Annotated in this window: 25 protein-coding genes; 12 read left to right on the forward strand and 13 right to left on the reverse strand. The window is 61.2% G+C overall.

The features are described 5' to 3' along the window. Positions 1 to 25 precede the first annotated feature (25 nt). From DTP52_RS20075 to DTP52_RS20085, 3 genes are all read right to left on the reverse strand, one after another. Positions 26 to 490, reverse strand: coding sequence for a hypothetical protein (locus tag DTP52_RS20075; protein WP_109754895.1), 465 nt, complete (start codon positions 488 to 490; stop codon positions 26 to 28). Positions 491 to 676: 186 nt separating this feature from the next. Next, positions 677 to 964 (reverse strand): PA4642 family protein, encoded by a 288-nt coding sequence (locus tag DTP52_RS20080; RefSeq protein WP_109754896.1) that lies wholly within the window; start codon positions 962 to 964, stop codon positions 677 to 679. 60 nt (positions 965 to 1,024) lie between these two features. After that, a complete protein-coding gene (locus DTP52_RS20085) occupies positions 1,025 to 1,510 on the reverse strand; it encodes a hypothetical protein (RefSeq protein WP_109754897.1) in 486 nt (161 codons plus the stop codon). Positions 1,511 to 1,796: 286 nt separating this feature from the next. Here DTP52_RS20085 and dauA point away from each other — a divergent pair, with 286 nt between their 5' ends. Further along, complete coding sequence (gene dauA, locus DTP52_RS20090; protein ID WP_109754898.1) at positions 1,797 to 3,539, forward strand: C4-dicarboxylic acid transporter DauA; 1,743 nt, start codon at positions 1,797 to 1,799, stop codon at positions 3,537 to 3,539. Positions 3,540 to 3,674: 135 nt separating this feature from the next. On the opposite strand, the gene DTP52_RS20095 is transcribed toward dauA, so the two are convergent. Together DTP52_RS20095 and DTP52_RS20100 are read right to left on the reverse strand one after the other, a co-directional pair. Next, positions 3,675 to 4,148, reverse strand: a complete 474-nt coding sequence (locus DTP52_RS20095) for a WbuC family cupin fold metalloprotein (RefSeq protein WP_109754899.1) — start codon at positions 4,146 to 4,148, stop codon at positions 3,675 to 3,677. Positions 4,149 to 4,151: 3 nt separating this feature from the next. Beyond that, positions 4,152 to 4,709 (reverse strand): hypoxanthine-guanine phosphoribosyltransferase, encoded by a 558-nt coding sequence (locus DTP52_RS20100; RefSeq protein WP_060614135.1) that lies wholly within the window; start codon positions 4,707 to 4,709, stop codon positions 4,152 to 4,154. 173 nt (positions 4,710 to 4,882) lie between these two features. Between DTP52_RS20100 and upp the strand changes: the two genes are divergently transcribed. Together upp and DTP52_RS20110 are read left to right on the forward strand one after the other, a co-directional pair. After that, complete coding sequence (upp, locus tag DTP52_RS20105) at positions 4,883 to 5,521, forward strand: uracil phosphoribosyltransferase (protein ID WP_003185330.1); 639 nt, start codon at positions 4,883 to 4,885, stop codon at positions 5,519 to 5,521. 2 nt (positions 5,522 to 5,523) lie between these two features. Then, positions 5,524 to 6,798 (forward strand): uracil-xanthine permease family protein, encoded by a 1,275-nt coding sequence (locus DTP52_RS20110; RefSeq protein WP_109754900.1) that lies wholly within the window; start codon positions 5,524 to 5,526, stop codon positions 6,796 to 6,798. A 142-nt stretch (positions 6,799 to 6,940) separates the two neighbouring features. On the opposite strand, the gene hemH is transcribed toward DTP52_RS20110, so the two are convergent. Together hemH and DTP52_RS20120 are read right to left on the reverse strand one after the other, a co-directional pair. Continuing rightward, positions 6,941 to 7,966: a ferrochelatase gene (hemH, locus tag DTP52_RS20115; protein WP_109754901.1), complete on the reverse strand. Its 1,026-nt coding sequence runs from the start codon at positions 7,964 to 7,966 to the stop codon at positions 6,941 to 6,943. 13 nt (positions 7,967 to 7,979) lie between these two features. Then, on the reverse strand, positions 7,980 to 8,879 hold the full coding sequence (locus DTP52_RS20120) for a TIGR01777 family oxidoreductase (protein ID WP_109754902.1): 900 nt from the start codon (positions 8,877 to 8,879) through the stop codon (positions 7,980 to 7,982). A 196-nt stretch (positions 8,880 to 9,075) separates the two neighbouring features. Here DTP52_RS20120 and DTP52_RS20125 point away from each other — a divergent pair, with 196 nt between their 5' ends. The 6 genes from DTP52_RS20125 (at position 9,076) to DTP52_RS20150 (ending at position 14,842) form a co-directional block, all read left to right on the forward strand. Further along, positions 9,076 to 10,062 (forward strand): NAD(P)/FAD-dependent oxidoreductase, encoded by a 987-nt coding sequence (locus tag DTP52_RS20125; RefSeq protein WP_109754903.1) that lies wholly within the window; start codon positions 9,076 to 9,078, stop codon positions 10,060 to 10,062. 174 nt (positions 10,063 to 10,236) lie between these two features. Then, a complete protein-coding gene (locus tag DTP52_RS20130) occupies positions 10,237 to 11,199 on the forward strand; it encodes a DUF523 and DUF1722 domain-containing protein (protein ID WP_109754904.1) in 963 nt (320 codons plus the stop codon). Beyond that, a complete protein-coding gene (locus DTP52_RS20135) occupies positions 11,199 to 12,146 on the forward strand; it encodes a MerR family transcriptional regulator (RefSeq protein WP_109754905.1) in 948 nt (315 codons plus the stop codon). The genes DTP52_RS20130 and DTP52_RS20135 overlap by 1 nt, the downstream gene beginning before the upstream one ends. Before the next feature lie 14 nt (positions 12,147 to 12,160). Next, positions 12,161 to 13,612: a deoxyribodipyrimidine photo-lyase gene (gene phrB / locus DTP52_RS20140; RefSeq protein WP_109754906.1), complete on the forward strand. Its 1,452-nt coding sequence runs from the start codon at positions 12,161 to 12,163 to the stop codon at positions 13,610 to 13,612. 123 nt (positions 13,613 to 13,735) lie between these two features. Further along, positions 13,736 to 14,509, forward strand: a complete 774-nt coding sequence (locus tag DTP52_RS20145; RefSeq protein WP_109754907.1) for an SDR family oxidoreductase — start codon at positions 13,736 to 13,738, stop codon at positions 14,507 to 14,509. Between the two features lie 27 nt (positions 14,510 to 14,536). After that, entirely contained in the window at positions 14,537 to 14,842 is a 306-nt protein-coding gene (locus DTP52_RS20150; RefSeq protein ID WP_109754908.1) for a YkgJ family cysteine cluster protein, read from the forward strand. A gap of 72 nt (positions 14,843 to 14,914) precedes the next feature. On the opposite strand, the gene DTP52_RS20155 is transcribed toward DTP52_RS20150, so the two are convergent. From DTP52_RS20155 to hemA, 6 genes are all read right to left on the reverse strand, one after another. Beyond that, positions 14,915 to 15,433: an acyloxyacyl hydrolase gene (locus DTP52_RS20155; RefSeq protein ID WP_025215451.1), complete on the reverse strand. Its 519-nt coding sequence runs from the start codon at positions 15,431 to 15,433 to the stop codon at positions 14,915 to 14,917. A 113-nt stretch (positions 15,434 to 15,546) separates the two neighbouring features. Continuing rightward, a complete protein-coding gene (gene murI, locus DTP52_RS20160) occupies positions 15,547 to 16,338 on the reverse strand; it encodes a glutamate racemase (protein WP_109754943.1) in 792 nt (263 codons plus the stop codon). Next, positions 16,331 to 17,086: a molybdopterin-synthase adenylyltransferase MoeB gene (locus DTP52_RS20165; protein WP_109754942.1), complete on the reverse strand. Its 756-nt coding sequence runs from the start codon at positions 17,084 to 17,086 to the stop codon at positions 16,331 to 16,333. Before DTP52_RS20165 ends, murI begins: the two co-directional genes overlap by 8 nt. Further along, a complete protein-coding gene (gene prmC, locus DTP52_RS20170; RefSeq protein WP_109754909.1) occupies positions 17,080 to 17,910 on the reverse strand; it encodes a peptide chain release factor N(5)-glutamine methyltransferase in 831 nt (276 codons plus the stop codon). The genes DTP52_RS20165 and prmC overlap by 7 nt, the downstream gene beginning before the upstream one ends. Positions 17,911 to 17,924: 14 nt before the next feature. Continuing rightward, a complete protein-coding gene (gene prfA, locus DTP52_RS20175) occupies positions 17,925 to 19,007 on the reverse strand; it encodes a peptide chain release factor 1 (RefSeq protein ID WP_063324387.1) in 1,083 nt (360 codons plus the stop codon). Beyond that, entirely contained in the window at positions 19,004 to 20,293 is a 1,290-nt protein-coding gene (gene hemA, locus DTP52_RS20180; protein WP_109754910.1) for a glutamyl-tRNA reductase, read from the reverse strand. The genes prfA and hemA overlap by 4 nt, the downstream gene beginning before the upstream one ends. A gap of 172 nt (positions 20,294 to 20,465) precedes the next feature. On the opposite strand from hemA, the gene DTP52_RS20185 reads away from it, so the two are divergent. Genes DTP52_RS20185 through ispE form a run of 3 tightly spaced genes read left to right on the forward strand, consistent with a single transcriptional unit; the run spans position 20,466 to position 23,665 of the window. Continuing rightward, positions 20,466 to 22,190 carry a tetratricopeptide repeat protein gene (locus DTP52_RS20185; RefSeq protein WP_060740651.1) on the forward strand — a complete coding sequence of 575 codons (1,725 nt, stop codon included), beginning with the start codon at positions 20,466 to 20,468 and terminating at the stop codon, positions 22,188 to 22,190. Positions 22,191 to 22,194: 4 nt separating this feature from the next. Beyond that, positions 22,195 to 22,812: a lipoprotein insertase outer membrane protein LolB gene (lolB, locus tag DTP52_RS20190; protein ID WP_109754911.1), complete on the forward strand. Its 618-nt coding sequence runs from the start codon at positions 22,195 to 22,197 to the stop codon at positions 22,810 to 22,812. A 1-nt stretch (position 22,813) separates the two neighbouring features. After that, positions 22,814 to 23,665 (forward strand): 4-(cytidine 5'-diphospho)-2-C-methyl-D-erythritol kinase, encoded by an 852-nt coding sequence (gene ispE, locus DTP52_RS20195; RefSeq protein ID WP_109754912.1) that lies wholly within the window; start codon positions 22,814 to 22,816, stop codon positions 23,663 to 23,665. Positions 23,666 to 23,667 lie beyond the last annotated feature (2 nt).

The following is a 23,667-nucleotide window of genomic DNA, read 5'->3' on the forward strand; positions in this document are numbered from 1 at the left end:
AACGGGAGGCTTTTTATTATCCGCGTTATGACTTCATGCTGAACTTGACGCGACTTCCGCCATGACGAACATAATCGTCGTCATCTTCGACTTCCAATAACTCTGCACTACAAGAACCTGCCGGCTTCGCTTCAGCCCAGCGAAGATAAGGCATTGTCTGCTGGTCGCTCAACGGCGCTCTGGCGATATGCCCGAAACTGAAATGACAGGTGCGCCTTCCTTGAGTGTAGGTAAACGATTCCCGTTCGGCGCGCGACTGGGGCAGGTAATAGGTTAGCTCCTGGCTCTCACCGGGATTCACCGAAAAGCTGTGGCCTGCGTTTTCCGGGGCCAGGGACCACGTGAAATCGCTGCCCGGTACGATGACCGCTGACGTTGCATTGAAGATTTCCACATTGACGATCTCATCGAACGCACTGGAAACCGAACTTGCCGTACAACCGACCAGAGACAATAACGCCCCGGCGATATATCTGCTTTTATCTTCCATGATAAATACAACTCCATTGAACAATTAGACTGAAGCCACTTGGCTTCAGTGCAAAAGTAATGGAAATGCAGTTAAAACAAAACAGCCCGAATGGTGACATAACCTTTCGGACCCGGTTGAATAAAACGCAGAAACACTGACGGAACTTCAAACGCCCCGAAGGGCGCTGACAATACTTTAACGCAATCAGCCACGCGCTTTTTTGATCAACTCGATATATTCCTCGGCATTGCGCTGGTCCTGGACCAACGCCACGAAATCGTTGCCATGCTCATCCTTGCCATTGAGGTCATGACCGGCTTCGACGAAAAACGTCAGGAAGCGCTCGAAATCGTCGACCCGCAGGCCACGGTAGGCCTTGATCAGTTTGTGCAGCGACGGCGAAGTGGCATCGACCGGTTCGAAATTGAGGAACAGCTTGATCTGTTCATCGCCAATCTCGTCGCCAATCACTTGTTTCTTGTCTTTACGCATTGCCGGCTCCAGCTCGCACAGTTCACGGGGCGGGCAGTTTACCCCCGGCAACGCCCAGGCTCAACGCGGGCGTTCGGCACCGGTGTGCAGGTCGGCCCAGATATGACCATTGGCATAGGTGAGAAACTGCACGTAGACCGTGTTGTTGCGCAACAGATCGATGACCACCCGGTACTGGGCCTGTGGATAAGACAGCGTCAGGGTCTTGCTCGCCTCGTCGAAGACCGGCTTCTTCAGGCTCTTGCTTTCGCCGTCGAAGTTGAGGATCACCTGGTTGAGGGTGGCCCCCTTGTTCATCGGCTTGCCCTTGAGGCGCACCAGCAAGGGAGAAGTGACCGGTATCGGTTGCTGGTTGGACTGACGCTGGTTACCCAGCACCACCGAATACTCGGTCACTTGCAGCAATTGCTGCTGTTCAGGCTGCTCCTGGCGCACCACCAGGTCATCGGGGGGCAGGAACTGGCTGTGCATCGGCGCGGCCACAGCCGCCAGGGACAGGCTGGACATCAACAGCAGAGCGGCGCAGCGGCGGATCGATACACTCATGACAGGCTCCAGGGTCTTGGCCTGGCACTCTAGCATGAGCCTGGACGGTAAAAATAACGACCCGGATCAATACTTACACACGACGAGCGCGGCATACTCAGAGAGCCATCAGCCTTGCCCAGCAGGTGTATGCCTTTGTGGCGAGGGAACTTGCTCCCGCCGGGCTGCGCAGTTGCCCCAGAATTTTGCGAGCGCTACGCACTCGAGCGGGAGCAAGCTCCCTCGCCACGGGTCCTGTGTTTGCCAAGGCTCAGGGGGTTTCCTTTCTTTCGTGCGTGGAGTCCCCATGTCTTTCTCCGCCCCACCGTTATTCGCCGCTTGGCGCCAAAGCTGGCGCGCCGGTTACACCCTTGAACGCCTGCGCGGCGATCTGGTGGCCGGGTTGACCGTCGGTATTATCGCCATACCACTGGCCATGGCCCTGGCAATTGCCGTCGGTGTCCCGCCGCAACACGGCTTGTACACGGTGTTGGTGGCCGCGCCCTTGATCGCCCTCACCGGCGGCTCGCGCTTCAACGTCAGCGGGCCGACGGCGGCGTTCGTGGTGATCCTGCTGCCCATTACCCAACAATACGGCCTCGGTGGCCTGTTGTTGTGCACCATGCTCGCCGGCCTGATTCTGATCACCTTGGGATTGATGCGCGCCGGGCGACTGATCCAATACATTCCCTATCCGGTCATCCTCGGCTTTACCGCCGGGATCGGCGTGGTCATCGCCACCTTGCAACTGAAGGATCTGCTGGGGCTGACCACCGTCGGGCAAGCCAAGCACTACATCGAACAGCTGGGCGAATTGATCGTGGCGCTGCCCAGTGCCCGACTCGGCGATGGCATCATCGGCATCAGTTGCCTGGCGGTGCTGATTGCCTGGCCACGCTGGGTACCACGGGTTCCCGGGCATCTGGTGGCCTTGCTGGTCGGGGCGCTATTGGGACTGGTGCTGGAACGCGGCGGTTGGCCGGTTGCGACATTGGGTGAGCGTTTCAGCTATGTGGTCGATGGCATCAGCCATCCCGGTATCCCGCCGTTTTTGCCGCGCTTTGACTGGCCATGGAACCTGCCAGATGGCCAGGGCCATCCCCTGGTGCTGTCCTATGACCTGCTCCGCCAATTGCTGGGCCCGGCCTTCGCCATTGCCATGCTTGGCGCCATCGAATCGCTGCTGTGCGCCGTGGTGGCGGACGGCATGACCGGCAGCAAGCACGACCCCAACGCCGAGCTGATCGGCCAAGGCCTGGGTAACGTCGTGGCGCCGCTGTTCGGTGGTATCACCGCCACGGCGGCCATTGCCCGTAGCGCGACCAATGTGCGCAGTGGCGCCTCTTCACCGCTGGCCGCGATCATTCATAGCCTCGTGGTACTGCTGGCGATGGTGCTGCTGGCGCCGTTGTTCAGTTACTTGCCCATGGCTGCCCTGGCGGCACTGCTGGTGATAGTTGCCTGGAACATGAGCGAAGCCGGGCATGTCCTGCACACGTTGCGCATTGCGCCGCGCAGCGACGTACTGGTGCTGCTGACCTGCCTGAGCCTGACCGTTTTGTTCGACATGGTCATGGCGGTTGCCGTCGGCCTGCTGCTGGCCGCCGGCCTGTTCATCAAGCGCATGAGCGAGCTGACGGACAGCGCCGAACTGCCTCGTCACTTCCATCAAGCCTTGCTGGACATGCCCGAGCATGTACGCTGCTACGCAATCCGTGGGCCGCTGTTCTTCGGTGCAGCCGAAAAAGCCCTGGATGTGCTGCGCAAGTTCGATCCGGGGGTGCGCGTGGTGGTGGTGGAAATGAGCGCCGTGCCGATGCTGGACATGACCGCGCTGGCCGCTTTTGAAAATATCCTGAAAGACTATCGCAAGCAGGGCATCGGCCTGATCCTGGTGGCGACCGCCCCCCGGGTGCGCCTGAAATTGCGCCGTGCCGGCATTCATCGCGAGCAGCGCCAATTGGCGTATGTGCAAACCCTGGAGCAGGCGCGGGTCAAAAGCGAAAAATGGCTCGCAGCCGGCAGCGCCGCTCATTCAAGATTTGTCTGATCTGTGGCGAGGGGATTTATCCCCGTTCGAGTGCGGAGCACTCGCAAGCTCTTGGGCACACCAACAATCTCGGGGTCGCTTCGCAACCCAGCGGGGATAAATCCCCTCGCCACAGAAGCCCTGCTGCCGCATCGTTCAGTCGAACTGCGCGCGCATCCAGGCCTGGTACTCGGCCACGCCTGGCTCGGCTTCGCGGGGCGCCCAGTCGGCCAGTTCGCCCTCGCCCACAGGCCGGTATGGGCCGGCCTTGCATTCGAACATCAGGCTGTCGGCTTCCAGCACCACCAAGCCGTGATACACGCCGGCTGGCAGGTCGACCCCGAGGCAATCGCCACCGGCCTGCAGGATGCGCTTATCCACCACCGCACCGGCGTCGTCGAAGATCAATACACCCAACCGGCCCTTGAGTACCAGCAAGGTTTCCGCCTTGTCGGCGCTCAGGTGGCGGTGCGGTGGAATGTAGGTCGAAGGCTGCAAGCCCACCGCCATGCGGTGGCACGGCTCGTCCATCGCATGGAAATTATGGTGCTGCCGCCCGCGAGGACTGGCCGCAGCTTTTTCGGCCAAATCGTCGAACAGTGCGCGTTCCAGAAAACTTGGCCGAGTCATCGATTACATCCCCTTGACGGCAAAAATGCCATTAGCGTTGCGCCAGTAGCCTTTGTAGTCCATGCCGTAGCCAAAGATGTAGCGGTCGACGCACGGCAGGCCGACAAAATCGGCTTTCAAGTCAGGCCGCGCCTTGCGGTCATGGTCCTTGTCGATCAGCACGGCGGTGTGCACGGCGCGAGCGCCGGCGTGTTTGCAGAAATCGATGATCGCGCCCAGGGTATGACCTTCGTCGAGGATGTCGTCGATGATCAGCACGTCACGGTCGATGAACGAGACTTCCGGCTTGGCTTTCCAGAACAGATCACCGCCGCTGGTTTCGTTGCGATAACGGGTCGCGTGCAGGTAGGACGCTTCCAAGGGGAAGTTCAGGTAGGTCAGCAGCTTGCCGGAGAAAATCAGCCCGCCGTTCATGACGCAGAACACCACCGGGTTGGCATCCGCCAGTTGGTCGTTGATTTGCGCACCGACACGGGCGATGGCCGCTTCGACTTCAGCTTCGGTGTACAGGCAGTCAGCCTCTCGCATGATTTGACGGATATGCTCGAGATCAGCGGACATGGCGCTCTCCAGGAGAGATTGAGGGGGACGGGTTCGGAAAAGCCGGCAAAGGTACGCATCCCGCCCGGCCAGATCAAGCGTTTGTGGACTAACGTTCTGTATTGTCTATAGGACAACACCCTCGGATAGATTAATCTAGGCCGGTTTTTTTGCCCGCCGCCGGAGCCTTCCCCATGCCCATCCTCGAGATCCGCCATCCGCTGATCAGACACAAACTCGGCCTGATGCGCCGCGCTGACATTAGCACGAAGAACTTCCGTGAACTCGCCCAGGAAGTCGGTGCGCTGCTCACCTACGAAGCCACCAAGGACCTGCCCCTGGAGTCCTATGAAATCGACGGTTGGGCCGGTACGGTCCAGGTCGAGAAAATCGCCGGCAAGAAGATCACCGTGGTGCCGATCCTGCGCGCCGGCATCGGCATGCTCGAGGGCGTACTGAGCCTGATCCCCGGGGCCAAGGTCAGCGCCGTGGGCGTGGCTCGCAACGAGCAGACCCTGCAGGCGCACACCTACCTGGAAAAACTGGTGCCGGAAATCGACGAGCGCCTGGCGATGATCATCGACCCGATGCTCGCCACCGGCAGCTCCATGGTCGCCACCATCGACCTGTTGAAAAAAGCCGGTTGCCGGGACATCCGCGCCATGGTGCTGGTCGCGGCGCCCGAAGGCATCAAGGCCGTGCAGGACGCCCACCCGGATGTGACCATCTACACCGCGTCCATCGACCAGAAACTCAACGAGCATGGCTACATCATCCCGGGCCTGGGCGATGCCGGCGACAAGATCTTCGGCACCAAGCAGAAGGACGCTTGAGCATGCAGGACGAGTTCAACGACCCGCTCTGGCGCCAGGTCCTGTCCGGTGCGCAGATGCTGTTCGTCGCCTTCGGCGCGCTGGTATTGATGCCGCTGATCACCGGGCTGGACCCTAACGTGGCGCTGTTCACCGCCGGCCTGGGGACGATCCTGTTCCAGATCGTCACCGGACGCCAGGTGCCGGTGTTCCTGGCGTCGAGCTTTGCCTTCATCACACCGATCATCCTCGCCAAGGGCCAGTTCGGCCTGGCCGCGACCATGGGTGGCGTGATGGCGGCGGGTTTCGTCTACACCTTCCTGGGCCTGGCGGTGAAGATCAAGGGCACCGGCTTCATCGACCGGCTACTGCCGCCGGTGGTCATTGGCCCGGTGATCATTTCCATCGGCCTGGCCATGGCGCCGATTGCGGCCAACATGGCGATGGGCAAGGCCGGCGACGGCACCGAACTGATTCATTATCAAACCGCGATGCTGATTTCGATGCCAGCCCTGCTCACCACCCTGATCGTCGCGGTGTTCGGCAAAGGTATTTTCCGCCTGGTGCCGATCATTTCCGGCGTGCTGGTGGGCTTTGCCATGGCGTTTTTCTTCGGTGTGGTGGATACCGCGAAAATCGCCGCCGCGCCGTGGTTCGCCCTGCCAAACTTCACTGCACCTGAATTCAACTGGCAGGCGATCCTGTTCATCGTACCGGTGGCCCTGGCGCCAGCCATCGAGCACATCGGCGGCGTGATTGCCGTGGGCAGCGTGACCGGTCGCGACTACCTGAAAAAACCCGGCCTGCATCGCACCCTGCTCGGTGACGGCCTCGCCACCACCGCCGCCGGCCTGTTCGGCGGCCCGCCCAACACCACCTACGCCGAAGTGACCGGTGCGGTGATGCTGACCAAGAACTACAACCCGAAGATCATGACCTGGGCGGCGATCTTCGCCATCAGCCTGGCGTTCATCGGCAAGTTCGGCGCGCTGCTGCAAAGCATCCCGGTGCCAGTGATGGGCGGGATCCTGTGCCTGTTGTTCGGTTCGATCGCGGCGGTGGGCATGAACACCTTGATCCGCCACAAGATCGACCTGGGCGAAGCGCGCAACCTGGTGATCGTTTCGGTGACCCTGGTGTTCGGCATCGGCGGTGTACTGGTGGGCACCGGCACCGGCCCGGACGACTTCGGCCTCAAAGGCATTGCGCTGTGCGCGGTAGTGGCGATCGCCCTGAACCTGCTGCTGCCGGGCAATGACAGCTGGAAGCAGAAGAAGGCGGATGAGCCGCTGATCTGATTCGAGCTTGAGGTTTTGTTGTCAGTCAGATAGCTATTGCGAGCAGGCTCGCTCCCACATGGGATCTGTTGTGAACACCAGTTTTGTGATCACTCGAGATCCACTGTGGGAGCGAGCCTGCTCGCGATGGGGCCCTTGAATTTCACAAAGCGATGGGCGCCCGCTCACACAACGTACTCAACGCCTTCGCCCACTGCGACTCGTCGTTGAGACACGGCACCAGCACCAGCTCCTCCCCTCCTGCCGCGCGGAATTGCTCGCGCCCGCGATCGCCGATTTCCTCCAGGGTCTCGATGCAATCGGCCACGAACGCCGGGCACATCACCAAGACTTTCTTCACACCGCTTTTGGCCAACTCATCCAGGCGCGCTTCGGTGTAGGGTTCGATCCACTTGGCACGGCCCAGCCGCGACTGGAACGACACCGACCACTGGCCCTCCTTGAGCCCCATGCGCTGGGCGAACTGTTCGGCCGTGCGAATGCACTGGGCGCGGTAACAGGTGGCCATGACTTCCGGCGGTGCGTTCTTGCAGCAGTCGGCATCCTTGAAGCAATGGAACCCCGTTGGGTCGAGCTTGGTCAGGTGTCGCTCGGGCAAGCCGTGGAAACTCAACAGCAGGTGATCGTGATCCTGCATCAGGTAGGGCTTGGCGCTGGCCACCAGGGCGTCGAGGTACTCCGGCTGGTCGTAGAACGGCTGGAGAATCGAGAACTGCACATTGAGCTTCTTTTCCCGCACAACCCGCTTCGCTTCCTCGACCACCGTGGTGACGGTACTGTCAGCGAACTGCGGGTACAACGGCGCCAGGGTGATCTTTTTGTGCCCCTGGCTCGCCAGGCGCACCAGCGCCGATTCAATGGACGGCTCGCCATAACGCATCGCCAGTTCCACCGGGCCCTGGGTCCACTGCGCGGTCATGGCCTGTTGCAGCCGACGACTGAGCACCACCAACGGCGACCCCTCCTCCCACCAGATCGAAGCGTAGGCATGAGCCGACTGCTCGGGACGCTTGATCAGAATCAGCGACACCAGCAAGCGCCGTACCGGCCATGGCAAGTCGATGACATACGGATCCATCAGGAATTGATTGAGGTAGCGGCGCACATCGGCCACCGAAGTGGAGGCAGGCGAACCCAGATTCACCAGAAGCAACGCGTGATCGGTCATGCAACGTCCTATTTCAAAGGCGGCTGGACAAGTCTTCCAGGGCCGCAGGCAAATCAGTGAACCGGAATGTGAAACCCGCCGCCTGCAGTCGGGCCGGCGTGGCGCGCTGGCCGCCGAGCAACAGCAGTGACAATTCCCCCAATGCGACTTTCAACGCAAGCTCCGGCATCGGCACCACGGCTGGCCGATGCAACACGCGCCCCAAGGCCTTGGCAAAATCGCGGTTGCGCACCGGGTTAGGAGCGCACGCATTATAAGGACCGCTGGCATCAGAGCGGTGCAGAAGAAAATCAATCAGGGCGATTTGATCGTCAATATGAATCCACGGCATCCACTGCCGACCATTGCCGATACGCCCGCCCAGCGCCAGTTTGAATGGCAGCAACAGCCGCGACAAAAAGCCGCCCTCGGCAGACAGGACCAGGCCGGTACGAACCAGTACCACGCGCATGCCCTGCGCCTCGGCCCGCTGCGCGGTTTCTTCCCAGGCGATACACAACTGACTGGCAAAATCTTCGCTCACCGGTCCCGATTCCTCGGTCAACTCGCGCTCGCCACCATCGCCGTACCAGCCCACTGCCGAACCGGAAATCAACACCTGCGGTTTCTGTTCGCAACGCTCCAGCCACGCCAGCAAAACTTCCGTCAATGTGATGCGACTGCTCCATAGCAACATCTTGCGTTTGTGGCTCCAGGGCCGGTCGGCAATGGGCGCTCCCGCGAGGTTGATCACCGCGTCCACCGGCACATCGATGTCCTCGAGCCTGGCAACGCCGCGCACTTGTGCCCCACAGATTTTCGCCACCTCTTCAGGCCGGCGACTCCATACCGTCAAGCGATGTCCCTGCTCCAACCAGAGGCGGCAGAGCTGACGTCCGATCAAACCAGTACCGCCGGTCAGCAATATGTGCATGAGATGTTCCTCGCATCGCGTTTTACCCGGCCCATTAGTCTATTTTTATAAGCAGGGATTTTTCGTATCGGACAGGGTCTGTGTTTAACAATAGGACAACCTGTCCAAACGCGAACGGTAAAACTTATACCAAAAACCCGAATTGTACAGGTTTAAACGACGGCGTAGTCTGTACAGAAAGGTAAACGAGGCCCTCATGACTGTACCTATCGCAATCATCGGCACCGGCATCGCCGGACTTTCAGCCGCCCAGGCCCTGACGGAGGCCGGGCATATCGTTCAACTCTTCGATAAAAGCCACGGCAGTGGCGGACGCATGTCGAGCAAACGCAGCGATGCCGGCGCCCTGGACATGGGCGCGCAATACTTCACCGCTCGCGATCGGCGCTTTGTCACGGAGGTCCAGCGCTGGCAAGCCAACGGCTGGGCCGCGGAATGGAACCCGCAACTCTACAATTTCCAGGGCGGGCAACTGAGCCCTTCGCCGGACGAACAGACCCGCTGGGTCGGCACCCCGCGCATGAGCGCCATCACCCGCGCCCTGCTCGGCAAGTTGCAAGTGCAGTTTTCCTGCCGGATCACCGAGGTGTACCGCGGCCAGGAACATTGGCATTTGCAGGACGCGGAAGGTTTCACCCATGGCCCCTTCGGCCAGGTGGTGATCGCCACGCCCGCACCCCAGGCCACCGCGTTGCTGGCGGCCGTGCCGAAGCTGGCTGGCGTGGCAGCGGGGGTAAAGATGGACCCGACCTGGGCAGTGGCCCTGGCGTTCGAAAAGCCGCTGGATACCTCCATGGAAGGCTGCTTCGTACAGGACAGCCCCCTCGACTGGCTGGCCCGCAACCGCAGCAAACCCGGACGCGACAGCAAGCTCGATACCTGGATACTGCATGCCACCAGCGACTGGAGCCGGCAGCACATCGACCTGTCCAAGGAAGCGGTGATCGAACACCTGCACGGCGCCTTCGCCGAACTGCTGCACAGCGCCATGCCCGCACCAAGCTTCAGTGTCGCCCATCGCTGGCTCTACGCCCGCCCCGCTGGCAACCATGAATGGGGCGCCCTGGCCGATGCCGACCTGGGCCTGTATGTGTGTGGTGACTGGTGCCTGTCCGGCCGGGTCGAAGGCGCATGGCTAAGCGGCCAGGAAGCTGCCCGCCGCCTGCATGCAAGCCTGCAATAGATCGCGTCACCCCATCGCTTTACGCTGCTGTCGAAAGAGACAGCAGCCTGCCTTCGACACAGTTTGACGCCGCCTCGCTACTCAATCCGATTGACTTGCGCAGGTTCGAGCCTATGATAAAAATATTGTACATATACAAAAATTTGTACAAGATTTAGCAATCAGAGGTCGCCCATGCCCAGCGCAGCCATCGCCAAACCCAGAATCGCCATCAGCGCCTGCCTGATGGGTGCTGAAGTTCGCTTTAACGGCGGGCACAAGCAATCGCAGTTGTGCAGCCGCACCCTCGTCGACTATTTCGAGTTCGTGCCGGTATGTCCCGAAGTCGCCATTGGCCTGGGTATCCCCCGCGAACCGATCCGCCTGGTGGGCAACCCCGGACACCCTGAGGCGCTGGGCACGGTGAATCGCGACCTCAACGTGACCCGGCCACTGGCCGACTATGGGCAGCAGATGGCAGGGGAACTGGATGACATTTGCGGCTACATCTTCATGCAGAAATCGCCGTCCTGTGGGCTGGAGCGGGTCAAGGTCTACGACCACAACGGCGTGACCCAGGACGGCGGCGGGCGCGGCATCTATGCCCAGGCCTTTTGTGCCCACCACCCCGACCTGCCGGTGGAGGAAGACGGTCGCCTCAACGACCCGGTGCTGCGGGAGAACTTCCTGACCCGCGTGTTTGCCTATGCCGCCTGGCAATCCTTGCGTCGCCAGGGCCTGACCCGTCGCGGCCTGATCGAATTCCACTCGCGCTACAAATACCTGCTGATGGCCCACAACCCGGTGCAGTACAAGGTCCTGGGCTCCTTGTTGGGCAACATGGGCAGGACCGACCCTGATGAGCTGGGCCCACGCTACTTCAGTGCATTGATAGCGGCCTTGAAGAAATGCGCGACCCGCCGCACCCACACCAATGTGCTGCAACACCTGAGCGGTTACCTCAAGCGCGCCATCGACGCCGAGGACAAACAGGAAGTACAGCATCTCATCGGGCAATATCGCCTCGGCATCGTGCCCTTGGTAGTGCCACTGACGTTGCTCAAGCATCACTTGCGCCAGCACCCCGATCCTTACCTGGCACAGCAGGTCTACCTGCAACCGCACCCGGAAAACCTTAGCCTGCGAAACGCTATTTGATGAGCAACGAGCCCGACTCCAGCGCCCGCGAAGACCTCGGGGCCGATTTTGCCCAGGCCCTGGCACAAGGCTGGCTGCCCATACGCGAGGTCTCCCGGCAAACCGGTGTCAACGCCGTCACGCTGCGGGCCTGGGAGCGCCGTTACGGCCTGATCGTGCCGCACCGCACGCCCAAGGGCCACCGACTGTTCAATGCCGATCATGTGCAACGGATCCTGAACATCCTCACCTGGATCGATCGTGGCGTTGCCGTGAGCAAGATCAAACCCTTGCTGGACACACCGCAGCCGCCGAGCGAACCCACGCAGGCGCCAGAGAATGACTGGCAGCCCCAACGTCATGCCCTGGTGCTGGCGGTGACGCAACTGGCCGAGCGCCAGATCGATGAGCTGGTCAATCAGGCGATGGCGCTATACCCGCCCTGGACCGTGTGCGAGCAATTGCTCTTGCCGTTGCTGGCCGAGCTGCACCTGCACTGGCAGGGCCAGTTCGGCGCGCAGCTGGAACGGGTCTTCCTGTACTCGTGGCTGCGCAGCAAATTCGGCAGCCGCATCTACCACAACAACCGTCAGCTGCGCGGCGCACCATTGTTGCTGGTCAATCATTCAGACTCGCCCCAGGAGCCGCACCTGTGGCTCACTGCCTGGCTGGCCAGCAGCGCTGACTGCCCGGTGGAAGTACTCGACAGCCCTCTACCGCCGGGCGAACTGGCCCTGGCGGTGGAACGCCTCAAGGCCCGGGGCGTACTGCTGTATTCCAGTCATGCCCTCAACCTTTCCCAACTGCCCCGGCTGTTGGGCGGCATCGATTGCCCGATCATCATTGCCGGCCCGGCCGCGTCTATCCACCACGCCAGGTTATCCACAGGCGTCTCGCTGGTTGACGTGTCCTGGGCCGTAGACCCGTTATCGGCTCATCGCGAACTGAGCCGCAGAGCACTCCTTTAGATGGAAAAAACAGCATGCAACTGATCTGGCTACGCAGCGACTTGCGCCTGCACGACAACACCGCCCTAGCGGCGGCAGCGGCCCAGGGCCCATGCGTGGCGGTGTACCTGACCAGCCCCGAACAATGGCGCGCCCATGACGATGCACCGTGCAAGATCGATTTCTGGCTACGCAACCTCGGCGCGTTGAGCGCGGCCCTGGACGAATTGAACATTGCGCTGCTGATCCGCGACGCAGCGCATTGGCACCAGGCCCCAGAAGTGCTGCTCAAACTGTGTCGCGAGCTGAACGTCGGCGCCGTGCATGTCAACGAAGAGTACGGCCTGAATGAAACGCGACGCGACGCCGAGGTCGCCCGCGCCTTGAATGACCAAGGCATTGAATTTCACAGCCATCTCGACCAATTGCTGTTCAAGCCCGGCAGCGTACTGACCAAGACCGGCAACTATTTCCAAGTGTTCAGCCAGTTCCGCAAGGTCTGCTACAGCCGCCTGCATTTCTCCTTGCCGAGCCTGGTCGCCACACCGCTCCGGCAGGCTCCCACCGGCATTGCCCGTGACCCGGTGCCGACGCAAGTCGCTGGATTTCCCCCACCCAGCGAAGCGCTACGCGCCCTCTGGCCCGCTGGCGAAACCGAAGCCCGTCGGCGCCTGGACACCTTTGTCGACCAACACATCGACGACTACCAGAACGAACGGGACTTTCCCGCCAGGCCGGGCACCAGCCAGCTATCGGCCTATCTGGTGGCCGGAGTGGTGTCGCCGCGTCAGTGCCTGCACGCCGCGCTACAAGCCAACCAGGGTGAATTCGAAAGCGGAAGTGCCGGAACAGTGACCTGGATCAATGAATTGCTCTGGCGCGAGTTCTATAAACATATTCTGGTGGGCTATCCACGCGTGTCACGCCATAAAGCGTTCCGCCCGGAAACCGAGGCGCTGGCGTGGCGCAAGGCCCCCGCAGAACTGGAGGCCTGGAAGCAAGCACGCACCGGCCTGCCGATTATCGATGCGGCCATGCGTCAGTTGCTGGAGACCGGCTGGATGCACAACCGTTTGCGGATGGTGGTCGCGATGTTCCTGACCAAGAACCTGCTGATCGATTGGCGTGAAGGTGAGCGCTTTTTCATGCAGCACTTGATCGACGGCGACCTGGCCGCCAACAATGGCGGCTGGCAGTGGAGCGCCTCCACCGGCACCGATTCGGCGCCCTGGTTCCGCATCTTCAACCCAATGAGCCAGTCGGAAAAATTTGATCGCGAAGGCCTGTTCATCAAACGCTGGTTACCTGGACTGAACGATCTGGACAGCCAACGGGTCCATAGCCCAAATACCCAAGGCGGCTTGTTTGGCGCAGTGGATTATCCGGCACCGATCGTCGATTTGCGCGAATCCAGGGCGCGTGCGCTGGCAGCGTTCAGAAACCTGCCAGCGCGCCAGGATGCAGGTACTGAAGGGATGGGCGATTAGCGAACAAGAAATGCCGGCCTGTGGGGTGCATTATTTACCCGATGACATATAGTCTTACTAATCGTATGGACTCTACTGAAAATGCGCTTAATCAGTACGCTGTCTAATCGAAAGGAGCATGGAATGGGTCTAACACTGCCGCGGCGCTATTGGCTCACCGGGGCTGGCAACGGAATCGGCGCTTCGTTGGCTGAAGCGATCCTGGAGACAGGCGCATACCTGGCCGTCAGTTCGCGCTCGGCCCGATCGCGCGACAGCCTTTCGGTACGTTATCCAGGACAAGTGCTGACAGTGCCTGGCAATTTGACCGACAGTCAGAGCGTGCGCGAAATCGGCGAACAAATCGCCCGCCAATGGGGCGCCTTGGACAGCGTGATCCTCAATCTCGGAACGGCTGAGTACGTTGACGGGCAGCCGGCCGATCACACCTTGATAGAACACATCGTGCGCAGCAACCTGCTGGCCGCCAGTTTCTGTATTGAAGTGGCCATGCCTTTGCTGCGCGCCGGGGCCGAACCTCATCTGGTGGGCATTGCCAGCCCGGTAACTTATCTGCCGCCCTCGCAAAACGAAACGGGTGGCAATGCAATGCGTTATCTGTTCACATCGGATCGAGCTGGGCTGGCATCCGCAGGTATCGATGTGACGTTGGTGCACCCTGGGTATGACGGTCCGTCGCTGGGGCCCGACGGTTGCTTTCTAACGCAGGCCCACCAGTCAGCGGACGAAGCGGCGCGGCATGTGCTCGAACAACTCGTCGAACGCCCCCGGGAAGTCGCGCTCCCCATCGCATGCATGACCGCACTCTGGCCCTTACCTTCTTCGACCGAAACCATGCCGGCCGATACCGACTCATGCCAGGCAAAAAACGGCTATCCGATCAAGGGACAACCCTGAGCCGCCGATTGCCTTACACTGCGCGTCATGAAAACCATCCCCCTGCATGAAATCCCGGCACCGGTCATCACCTGCTCGACGTGCGCGGCGTGCTGCTGCCAGCTGGAAGTGATGTTGATCACCGACACCGGGGTGCCGCAACGGTTTATCGCCACGGACGATTGGGGTGCCGAGGTGATGCTGCGACTCGATGACGGGTGGTGCGCGGCCCTGGATCGGGACAGCATGATGTGCAGCATCTACGAAAAGCGCCCGCTGATCTGCCGCGAATTCGAGATGGGGGCGCCGGAGTGCCTGGAAGAACGCCAAGGGATTGCGACGGCGTATCGATAAAGGAATGATCTGACAGAGCTGATTTACTGTGGGAGCGAGCCTGCTCGCTCCCACAGTTCTCAAGCTGTTTTGTTACAGCGGCATCGTGTAGTGGAGCGCGTAGCTTTCTACACCGTCGTTGGTCGACTTGATGCCGGCGTTGGAGTAATGCGTGGCGCGAATGCCCACTTCATGTCCACCGTTGAAGCGCAGGCCGAACCCGATGCGATCTTCAAACTGGAAAGCCGTACCGAGCTTGTTGTCTTCCACTTCGGTATTGGCGAACAACGCCACACCGACACCCGCCTCAATGTAAGGCTTCACGTTCTGGCCGGAAAACTCATACACAAACACAGGCGAGAACGACAGGCTGTGGTTGCTGGACGTCTCGTCCCCCTCCCAATAGGTATAGGCGCCGCTCCAGTAGCCGGTCAGGCGACCGACATCACTTTGCAGCCAACTCTTGTCCCAGTCGAACTGCATGCCCAGACGATAAGTCATGGTCGAGTCGCTGGTCTGGCCTACCCCAAACTCCACACCCGCTGCTTGTGCAGTGTAAGTGTGCCCCAACAATGCAGCCGCAAACGCGGCAAAGCAGAATAAGCGCTTCATTAGAAACATCCTTTCCGAACAGACTTAGTTGATTTTCTTACAAACAGACAAAGCTATAGAAATCTGCGCTAAAACAGAAGTTCAGCCTGTTTTACACAATTTTCACGTTTTTTTTACAGACCAAAGCTTCGCACAACGCCAGACGAATGCCATAGCGTGGGTAGGATTTTTCTTAAATGTATCGGGTCTGCACTCGTCCAGAAATGCGTTTCACTGGCTGGCCCCTCCGCCAACAGCCCGCGCTCAGCCAAGAGGCGCTGGAGTTGCCGGGCCACGGCGGCACCGGTGTCGATCAGGCTGATGTGCTCCGGAATCATCCGTGCGAGCAATGGCTTGAGGAACGGATAGTGCGTGCAACCCAGGATCAACGTGTCACAGCCAGCCGCCAGCAAGGGCTCGACGTAATGTTGCAGCAACTGATACAAGGCCGGGCTGTGCAGGTCACCCGCCTCGATCAGTTCCACCAGCCCCGGACAGGGTTGCGTGATGACCCGCACATCGGTGGCGAAACGGTCGAGCAGCGCTGCGAACTTGGCGCTCTGCAAGGTACCGGTGGTGGCCAGCACACCGACGACACCGCTGCGGGTCGCGGCAGCCGCCGGCTTGACCGCCGGCTCCATGCCGACGATGGGCCAATCGGGGAAATCACGGCGCAGATCGGCAACGGCAGCCACCGTCGCGGTGTTGCACGCCACGACCAGCGCCTTGGCGCCCTGGCCCAGGAGAAAGTCGGCAATGATCGAGCAGCGTTGTCGGATGTATTCCGGGGTTTTCTCGCCGTAGGGAATATGCCCACAGTCAGCCACGTACAACAGCGACTCATCGGGCAGCAACCGACGGATTTCCCCCAGCACCGACAACCCGCCGACACCCGAGTCAAGCACACCGACCGGCGCTTCACTCATGCCGACCACCACATACGCCGCAGCCTGGATCACGCTTGACCCGCAGTTCACGGAAACGCGAGCCCAATGCATCGATCAATAGCAGGCGCCCCACCAACGGCTCGCCGAAACCGGCCAGCAACTTCAAGGCTTCAAGGGCTTGCAGACTGCCTACCAAGCCCACCAACGGCCCGATCACGCCGGCTTCGCTGCAGGTCAACTCGGCTTCGCTGCCGTGGCCGTAGAGGCAGTGGTAGCAAGGGCTTTCGGGGCGACGCGGATCGAACACCGACAACTGCCCTTCCAGGCGAATCGCCGCACCACTGACCAGCGGTTTACCCACCGCGACACAGGCCGCGTTCACCGCCTCGCGGGTCGAAAAGTTGTCGGAGCAGTCGAGCACCACATCCACCGCCGCGACCGCCGCGGCCAGGCTGTCTTCATCCATGGCCGCCAGGTGAGGCACCAGCCGGACCTCGGGGTTGATCGCCGTCAGGCGACGCATCGCCGAATCGACCTTGCTCAGGCCGACGCTGTCGGTGTCATGAATGATCTGGCGTTGCAGGTTGGTCAGGTCGACGGTGTCGAAATCCGCCAAGTGCATCTCCCCCACCCCGGCGGCGGCCAGGTACAACGCCACCGGGGCGCCAAGACCGCCAAGACCGACGATCAGCACGCGGCTTTGCTTGAGACGCAATTGGCCGTCGATGTCGACGTGCTGCAACAGAATCTGCCGGCTGTAACGCAACAGCTCCTGATCGTTCAGCACGGCAGGCACCCCAGGCTGATGCGCTCGTGACCGCCCAGGTCCTTGCGGCTATGGACTTCAACAAAGCCTTGGGCTCGCAGCAAATCACGCACCGCTTCGGCCTGATCGTAACCGTGTTCAAGCATCAACCAGCCGCCCGGTTCAAGATGCCCGGGGGCCTGGGCAATGATCTGGCGCAGGTCATCCAGACCGTCCGGTCCCGCGACCAGGGCACTGGCCGGCTCGAAACGCACGTCGCCCTCGACCAGATGCGGATCGCTGGCCGCGATGTAAGGCGGATTACTGATGATCAATGTAAAACGCTCGCCCTCCAACGCGCTGAACCAGTGGCTGCTCAACACCGTGACGTTGCCCAGGTCCAGGCGCTGGCGATTACGTTCGGCCAGGGCCACGGCTTCCAGCACCCGGTCGACCGCCGTGACTTTCCAGGCCGCTCGCTCACTGGCCAATGCCAAGGCAATCGCGCCGCTACCGGTGCCCAGGTCCAGGACCCGGGCCGGGGTCGCCGGCAGCAACGCCAGCGCGGTTTCCACCAGCAACTCGGTGTCGGGACGCGGGATCAGGGTGTGGGGCGCGACTTCCAGGTCGAGCTTCCAGAAGCCCTGCTGCCCGAGGATGTACGCCACCGGCTCGCCGGAACGACGCCGGCGCAGGTATTCGGAGAACAGCAACGCCGCCTCGCTGGGCACGATCCGCTCGGGCCAGGTGTGCAGGAAACTGCGGGACTTGCCCAGCGCAGCGGCCAGCAACAACTCGGCGTCCAGCCGCGGCGTGGGCGAATCCGGCAGTTCGGCGGCGCGTAACAGACTGGCGATGATGGTCATTTATTCACCTGTGCTTACTCGCCAATCGCAGCCAACTGGTCGGCCTGGTATTCGGCCAGCAACGGCTCGATCACCGCATCGACACCACCGGCAAGAATCTCGTCGAGGGAATACAGGGTCAGGTTGACACGATGGTCGGTGACTCGGCCCTGGGCGAAGTTGTAGGTACGGATCCGCTCGGAACGATCACCCGAGCCCACCAGCAGCTTGCGCTCGCTGGCGATGGCATTGGCGGCGGCGCTGGTCTGCTGGTCGTTGAGCTTGGCCGACAACCAGGCCATGGCCCGCGCGCGGTTCTTGTGCTGGGAACGTTCTTCCTGACACTCGACCACGATGCCCGACGGCAAGTGCGTGATGCGGATCGCCGAGTCGGTCTTGTTGACGTGCTGGCCGCCCGCGCCGGAGGAACGATAAGTATCGACCCGCAGGTCCGCCGGGTTGATCTCGATGGCTTCCTGCTCGTCCGGCTCGGGCAATACCGCCACGGTGCAAGCCGAGGTATGGATGCGTCCCTGGGACTCGGTGGCCGGCACGCGTTGCACGCGATGGGCGCCGGATTCGAATTTCAGTTTGCCGTAGACATTGTCGCCTTCGACCCGGGCGATGACTTCTTTATAGCCGCCGTGCTCGCCTTCGTTCTCCGAGAGAATCTCCACCCGCCAGCCGCGCCGCTCGGCGTAGCGTGAATACATGCGGAACAGGTCACCGGAGAAAATCGCCGCCTCGTCACCGCCGGTACCGGCACGAATTTCAAGAAATACGTTTCGCCCGTCATTCGGGTCCTTGGGCAGCAGCATGCGTTGCAGGTTGCTTTCCAGTTCGAGCAACTGCTCCTTGGCTTCGCGAACTTCCTCCACCGCCATCTCGCGCATATCCGGATCGCTGTCCTTGAGCAGCGCCTGGGCACCTTCGAGGTCGCCCTGCACCTTGAGCAGCTGTTTATAAGTGGCGACGATCGGCTCGACTTCCGCGTATTCCTTGGAATAGGTGCGGAACTTGTTCTGGTCGGAAATGACCTCGCCATCGCCCAGCAAGGCGGTCAGTTCTTCGAAACGGTCCTGGAGGATGTCCAGCTTGTTGAGCAGTGACGCTTTCATTGCGGTTTTTTATCCGAAAAGCTATCCGGTGAGCCCTCACCGAGGGCAAAGAGTTCCTGGGCCATGGCCAGCGCATCGAGGCGACCTTCGGCGGTCAGCTTCTTGAGCTGGACGCTGGGGGCGTGGAGCAATTTGTTGGTCAGGCCGCGGGCCAGTTGCACCAGCACCTCTTCGGCACTGCCGCCGTTGGCCAGCAGGCGCTGGGCTTTTTGCAGTTCCTCGTCGCGCAGGCGTTCGCTCTGCTGACGATACGCCTTGAGCACATCCACCGCGGCCAGCTCGCGCAGGCGCACCATGAAGTCGTCGGCACCGACGCTGATCATCTCTTCCGCCGCCTGGGCCGCGCCCTGCCGGCTCTTGAGGTTCTCGGCGACCACCTCGTGCAGATCGTCGACGCTGTAGAGGTAAACGTCGTCCAGCTCACCGACTTCCGGCTCGATGTCCCGGGGAACGGCAATGTCCACCATGAAAATCGGTTTGTGCTTGCGCAGCTTCAGGGCACTTTCCACAGCGCCCTTGCCGAGGATCGGCAACTGGCTGGCGGTGGAACTGATGACGATGTCGCTGTGTACCAGTTCGGCCGGGATGTCCGAGAGCAGCACCGCATGGGCGCCGAACTGCTCGGCCAGGCTACTGGCCCGCTCCAGGGTGCGGTTGGCGACGACAATGCGCTTCACACCCAGGTCGTGGAGATGGCGGGCGACCAGGGTAATGGTCTCGCCAGCGCCGATCAGCAGCGCCTGGCTGCGTTGCAAATCACTGAAAATCTGTTTTGCCAGGCTGACAGCGGCAAACGCCACGGACACCGGGTTCTCGCCGATGGCCGTGTCGGTACGCACCTGCTTGGCGGCGTTGAACGTAGCCTGGAACAGGCGCCCCAGCAGCGGGCCGACGGTGCCGGCCTCACGGGCCACGGCATAGGCCGACTTCATCTGGCCGAGGATCTGTGGTTCGCCCAACACCAGCGAGTCGAGCCCCGAGGCGACACGCATCATGTGACGAACGGCCGCATCGTCTTCGTGCACATAAGCACTGGCGCGCAGCTCTTCAAGGCTCAGGTTGTGATATTCGGCCAGCCAGCGCAGGACTGAATCGACTGAAACGTGATCCTGTTCTATATAAAGCTCGCTGCGATTGCAGGTGGAGAGGATCGCAGCTTCGCGACTGTCGGTGAGTCGGCAGAGCTGCTGCAAGGCCTCAACCAGCTGCTCAGGCGTAAAGGCCACGCGCTCGCGGACGTCTACTGAAGCAGTCTTGTGGTTAATACCGAGTGCAAGGAAGGCCATTCAAGGTCGCTGATGGTGACGTGAAGCCGGCAATTGTCCTACTTCGTCAGATTCAGAACAACCACTCGATCTCTATCGCCCCGCGAGGGATGGTAAATCGACGGGGCGGTTATGTTTGACTCAAGGCTTGTGTCATGATGATCCGACCGCAGGTTAGTCGTCCTCTTCCTATATGAATAGATCTTCCGCGTTGCTCCTCGCCCTTGCCTTGCTCAGCGGCTGCCAGTCCATGGCCCCCGTTTCGACGGACGGTACGCCGCCGGTCGAAGACAGCGTGCAGGCACCTGAAAAACCCAAGGTCTACGGTTCGTTCAGCGAAGAAACCATCTTCAGCCTGTTGAGCGCCGAACTGGCAGGCCAGCGCAATCGCTTCGACATCGCGCTGGACAACTACGTGACCCAGGCCATCAACACCCAGGACCCGGGCATCTCCGAGCGGGCCTTTCGCATTGCCGAATACCTGGGCGCCGACCAGCCCGCGCTGGATACCGCACTGATCTGGGCCAGGAATGCTCCCGATGACCTGGAAGCGCAGCGCGCCGCCGCCGTGCAACTGGCCCGGGCCGGGCGCTACGACGACTCCATGGTGTATATGGAGAAGGTCCTGCTGGGCAAGGGCGACACCCATTTCGATTTCCTGGCGCTGTCCGCCGCCGATACCGACCAGGAAACCCGCAACGGCCTGATGAAAAGCTTCGATCGCCTGTTGCAGCGCCACCCGAACAACGGCCAGCTGATTTTCGGCAAGGCCTTGCTGCTGCAACAGGATGGTGACACCCAGGGCGCCCTCACCCTGCTGGAAGACAACCCGCCGGAAGCCGGCGAGGTGGCACCTATCCTCCTGCGCGCGCGCCTGCTGCAAGGCTTGAATCGCGGCGACGAAGCGCTGCCGCTGCTGGAAAAAAGCATCAAGAAGTACCCGGACGACAAACGCCTGCGCCTCACCTACGCCCGCATGCTGGTGGAAAACAACCGCATGGACGACGCCAAGGTGGAGTTCTCCAGCCTGGTCCAGCAATACCCGGAAGACGACGAGTTGCGCTACTCCCTGGCACTGGTCTGCCTGGAAGCCAAGGCCTGGGAAGAGGCCAAGGGCTACCTGGAGGACCTGATCGCCCGGGAAAGCCATGTCGACTCGGCCCACCTGAACCTGGGTCGCATCGCCGAGGAACGCAACGACCCCGAGAGCGCACTGATCGAGTACGCCCAGGTCGGCCCGGGCAACGACTATCTGCCGGCGCAGTTGCGCCAGGCCGATATCCTGATCAGCAATGGCAAGACCGCCGACGCCCAGAGCCGCCTAGCCGTACAGCGCGATTCCCAGCCGGACTACGGCATCCAGCTGTACCTGATCGAAGCAGAAACCCTGTCGGCCAACAATCAGGGCGACAAGGCCTGGAACGTGCTGCAACAAGCCTTGAAGCAGTACCCGGACGATCTGAACCTGTTGTACACCCGTGCGATGCTGGCGGAAAAACGCAACGACCTGGCCCAGATGGAAAAAGACCTGCGCCTGATCATCCAGCGCGACCCGGACAACGCCATGGCCCTCAACGCCCTGGGCTACACGCTGTCGGATCGCACCACCCGCTATGACGAAGCCAAGCTGCTCATCGAACAGGCCCACCAGATCAACCCGGAAGACCCGGCGGTGCTCGACAGCCTCGGCTGGGTGAATTTCCGCCTGGGCAATCTCGACGAAGCCGAACGCCTGTTGCGCCAGGCCCTGGAGCGTTTTCCCGACCAGGAAGTCGCCGCTCACCTGGGCGAGGTCCTGTGGGCCAACGGCAAGCAACGTGAAGCGCGGCAGATCTGGAGCCGATTCCTCAAGGATCAGCCTGACAGCCCTATCCTGCGCAGCACCATCAAACGCCTGACCGGATCCGAGACTCTTTAAAATCATGTTTTTGCGCCATTTCATCGTTTTCAGCTTCATTGCCTTGCTCGCCGGTTGCGCGGGCTTCGGCGCCCGTGAATCCGTCCAGGGCCAGGGCAACCAGGCCCAGTGGCGCGAGCACAAGCAACAACTGAGCGGCCTCGACGGCTGGCAGATCGACGGCAAGATCGGCATTCGCGCGCCGAAGGACTCGGGCAGTGGCACGCTTTTCTGGCTGCAACGCCAGGACTACTACGACATTCGCCTGTCGGGCCCACTGGGTCGCGGCGCGGCACGATTGACCGGCCGGCCGGGCCAGGTTTCGCTGGAAGTCGCCAACCAGGGACGCTACGAGGCACCCACCCCCGAAGCGCTGCTGGAAGAACAATTGGGCTGGAAACTGCCGGTATCCCACCTGACCTGGTGGGTTCGCGGGCTACCGGCACCGGACAGCAAGAGCCGCCTGACCCTCGACGCCGACAGCCGCCTGTCCAACCTGGACCAGGATGACTGGCAGATCGAATACTTGAGCTATGCCCAGCAGAACGGCTACTGGCTGCCCGAGCGCATCAAGCTGCATGGCAGCAATCTCGACGTCACGCTGGTGATCAAGCAATGGCAGCCGCGCAAGCTGGGGCAATGACATGACCGCTGCACGCCTGACCCTGCCCTCCCCGGCCAAGCTCAACCTGATGCTGCACATCCTCGGTCGCCGCCCCGACGGCTATCACGAGCTGCAGACGATTTTTCAGTTCCTGGACTACGGCGACGAAATCACGTTTGCCGTGCGCGACGACGGTGTGATTCACCTGCACACCGAATTCGATGGCGTCCCCCACGACAGCAACCTGATCGTCAAGGCGGCGAAAAAACTCCAGGAACAATCCGGTTGTTCGTTGGGCATCGACATCTGGATCGAAAAAATCCTGCCCATGGGCGGTGGTATCGGTGGCGGCAGCTCGAATGCCGCGACAACCTTACTGGGGCTAAACCACCTCTGGCAGTTGGGCTGGGACGCGGATCGCCTGGCGGCGCTGGGCCTGACACTGGGTGCCGACGTGCCGGTTTTCGTGCGTGGCCACGCCGCTTTCGCCGAAGGCGTAGGGGAGAAACTCACCCCGGTGGAACCCGAAGAACCCTGGTACTTGGTACTGGTGCCGCAAGTCTCTGTAAGTACAGCAGAAATTTTTTCAGATCCGCTGTTGACACGTAACTCTCCTCCCATTAAAGTGCGCCCCGTTCCCAAGGGAAACAGTCGAAATGACTGCTTACCGGTGGTAGCAAGGCGTTATCCAGATGTTCGTAACGCATTGAATTTGTTAGGTAAATTTACCGAAGCAAAACTCACCGGAACTGGAAGTTGTGTGTTTGGGGGCTTCCCAAGCAAAGCTGAAGCTGATAAAGTCTCGGCCCTTCTGACAGAGACCCTTACGGGGTTTGTAGCAAAAGGAAGCAACGTTTCGATGTTGCATCGCAAGCTACAAAACCTGCTCTAAAA

Source organism: Pseudomonas sp. 43mfcvi1.1, from assembly GCF_900115935.1.
In the GTDB taxonomy this organism is placed as follows: Bacteria; Pseudomonadota; Gammaproteobacteria; order Pseudomonadales; family Pseudomonadaceae; genus Aquipseudomonas; species Aquipseudomonas bijieensis.

Bases quoted from the DNA above. Each gene is read 5' to 3' on its own strand.
- DTP52_RS20075 (WP_109754895.1), bottom strand. From the start codon at position 490: ATGGAAGATAAAAGCAGATATATCGCCGGGGCGTTATTGTCTCTGGTC.
- DTP52_RS20080 (WP_109754896.1), bottom strand. From the start codon at position 964: ATGCGTAAAGACAAGAAACAAGTGATTGGCGACGAGATTGGCGATGAA.
- DTP52_RS20085 (WP_109754897.1), bottom strand. From the start codon at position 1,510: ATGAGTGTATCGATCCGCCGCTGCGCCGCTCTGCTGTTGATGTCCAGC.
- dauA (WP_109754898.1), top strand. From the start codon at position 1,797: ATGTCTTTCTCCGCCCCACCGTTATTCGCCGCTTGGCGCCAAAGCTGG.
- DTP52_RS20095 (WP_109754899.1), bottom strand. From the start codon at position 4,148: ATGACTCGGCCAAGTTTTCTGGAACGCGCACTGTTCGACGATTTGGCC.
- DTP52_RS20100 (WP_060614135.1), bottom strand. From the start codon at position 4,709: ATGTCCGCTGATCTCGAGCATATCCGTCAAATCATGCGAGAGGCTGAC.
- upp (WP_003185330.1), top strand. From the start codon at position 4,883: ATGCCCATCCTCGAGATCCGCCATCCGCTGATCAGACACAAACTCGGC.
- DTP52_RS20110 (WP_109754900.1), top strand. From the start codon at position 5,524: ATGCAGGACGAGTTCAACGACCCGCTCTGGCGCCAGGTCCTGTCCGGT.
- hemH (WP_109754901.1), bottom strand. From the start codon at position 7,966: ATGACCGATCACGCGTTGCTTCTGGTGAATCTGGGTTCGCCTGCCTCC.
- DTP52_RS20120 (WP_109754902.1), bottom strand. From the start codon at position 8,879: ATGCACATATTGCTGACCGGCGGTACTGGTTTGATCGGACGTCAGCTC.
- DTP52_RS20125 (WP_109754903.1), top strand. From the start codon at position 9,076: ATGACTGTACCTATCGCAATCATCGGCACCGGCATCGCCGGACTTTCA.
- DTP52_RS20130 (WP_109754904.1), top strand. From the start codon at position 10,237: ATGCCCAGCGCAGCCATCGCCAAACCCAGAATCGCCATCAGCGCCTGC.
- DTP52_RS20135 (WP_109754905.1), top strand. From the start codon at position 11,199: ATGAGCAACGAGCCCGACTCCAGCGCCCGCGAAGACCTCGGGGCCGAT.
- phrB (WP_109754906.1), top strand. From the start codon at position 12,161: ATGCAACTGATCTGGCTACGCAGCGACTTGCGCCTGCACGACAACACC.
- DTP52_RS20145 (WP_109754907.1), top strand. From the start codon at position 13,736: ATGGGTCTAACACTGCCGCGGCGCTATTGGCTCACCGGGGCTGGCAAC.
- DTP52_RS20150 (WP_109754908.1), top strand. From the start codon at position 14,537: ATGAAAACCATCCCCCTGCATGAAATCCCGGCACCGGTCATCACCTGC.
- DTP52_RS20155 (WP_025215451.1), bottom strand. From the start codon at position 15,433: ATGAAGCGCTTATTCTGCTTTGCCGCGTTTGCGGCTGCATTGTTGGGG.
- murI (WP_109754943.1), bottom strand. From the start codon at position 16,338: ATGAGTGAAGCGCCGGTCGGTGTGCTTGACTCGGGTGTCGGCGGGTTG.
- prmC (WP_109754909.1), bottom strand. From the start codon at position 17,910: ATGACCATCATCGCCAGTCTGTTACGCGCCGCCGAACTGCCGGATTCG.
- prfA (WP_063324387.1), bottom strand. From the start codon at position 19,007: ATGAAAGCGTCACTGCTCAACAAGCTGGACATCCTCCAGGACCGTTTC.
- hemA (WP_109754910.1), bottom strand. From the start codon at position 20,293: ATGGCCTTCCTTGCACTCGGTATTAACCACAAGACTGCTTCAGTAGAC.
- DTP52_RS20185 (WP_060740651.1), top strand. From the start codon at position 20,466: ATGAATAGATCTTCCGCGTTGCTCCTCGCCCTTGCCTTGCTCAGCGGC.
- lolB (WP_109754911.1), top strand. From the start codon at position 22,195: ATGTTTTTGCGCCATTTCATCGTTTTCAGCTTCATTGCCTTGCTCGCC.
- ispE (WP_109754912.1), top strand. From the start codon at position 22,814: ATGACCGCTGCACGCCTGACCCTGCCCTCCCCGGCCAAGCTCAACCTG.